The 1,169-nt window shown below is 61.4% G+C and carries 2 protein-coding genes and 1 pseudogene; all 3 read right to left on the reverse strand.

Annotated elements, in window-relative coordinates:
• Positions 1-120: pseudogene (locus tag EN893_RS39680) on the reverse strand (transcriptional regulator); the annotation flags it as partial.
• 88 nt (positions 121-208) lie between these two features.
• Entirely contained in the window at positions 209-943 is a 735-nt protein-coding gene (gene arsH / locus EN893_RS34880) for an arsenical resistance protein ArsH (protein WP_256754955.1), read from the reverse strand.
• On the reverse strand, positions 936-1,169 hold a 234-nt coding region (locus tag EN893_RS34885; protein WP_281062531.1), incomplete at its 5' end, for an ArsC/Spx/MgsR family protein. The genes arsH and EN893_RS34885, both read right to left, overlap by 8 nt.

Below are 1,169 nucleotides of genomic sequence, written 5' to 3' on the forward strand. Positions count from 1 at the left end.
GCCCTGGACGCTGCCGACGGCAAGCCCGTCGTCACCGGCGCGCACCAGGATGCGATAGAGCTGAAGCCGCGTCGGGTTGCCGAGCGCTTCGAGCTGGGAGGCTGCTTTTTCGAGTTTCATGGAAATAAACTATACGGCACTTTTCGCATCGTCAACCCAAATTTCGAAAAATATGGAAATACGAAACCCAGGCACCGTCAAAGGTGCCTCAGATCGACCGCTGGTTGACCCGCTTGGCGACCTCTTCCGCACTCTCGACCCGCTCGGAATAGCGGTCCGTCAGGTAGTTGGAGCGGTCGCGCAGGAGCAGGGTGAACTTCATCAGCTCCTCCATCACGTCGACGATCCGGTTGTAATACGATGACGGCTTCATGCGGCCGGCTTCGTCGAACTCGGCGAAAGCCTTGGCGACCGACGATTGGTTGGGGATGGTGACCATTCGCATCCAGCGGCCAAGGATGCGGAGCTGGTTGACGGCGTTGAAACTCTGGGAGCCGCCGGAGACCTGCATGACGGCGAGCGTCCTGCCCTGCGTCGGACGTACTCCGCCCATCGACAGCGGCAGCCAGTCAATCTGCGCCTTCATCACCCCCGTCATGGAACCGTGCCGTTCCGGAGAGCACCAGACCTGGGCCTCCGACCAGATGGACAGGTCGCGCAATTCCCTGACCTTGGGATGGTCGGCGGACGTCGAATCCGGCAGCGGCAGGCCCGAAGGATTGAAGATGCGAACCTCGGCGCCGAGGCGGCGAAGGATTCGCGCGGCCTCCTCGGTGACGAGGCGGGAATAGGACCGCTCCCGCAGCGATCCGTAGAGCATCAGCACGCGGGGCTTGTGAATGGACCTGGGCGCGTCCAGCAGAACCTGCATATCGATCGGCCGAAACTGCTCTTCGTCGACGTTCGGCAGCGCGTCATCGGCGACGTGGTTCTGCTCAGCCAATGCGCTTGCCCTTGATGTCGACGACGACTTCGCCGTCCTCTTTAACGAACGGCCCGATATTGGGGTTGGGCAGGATGTCGAGAACCGCTTCCGAAGGTCGCGCGAGAACGACGCCGAGACGCGTGACCACGATCGGCCGATTGATCAGGATCGGATGCGCCATCATGAAGTCCAGAATTTCATCGTCGGTCCACTTGGGATTGCCGAGATCGAGTTCCGCGTAAGG

It is taken from the genome of Mesorhizobium sp. M7A.F.Ca.CA.004.04.2.1, assembly GCF_004022825.1.
Lineage (GTDB): Bacteria > Pseudomonadota > Alphaproteobacteria > Rhizobiales > Rhizobiaceae > Mesorhizobium.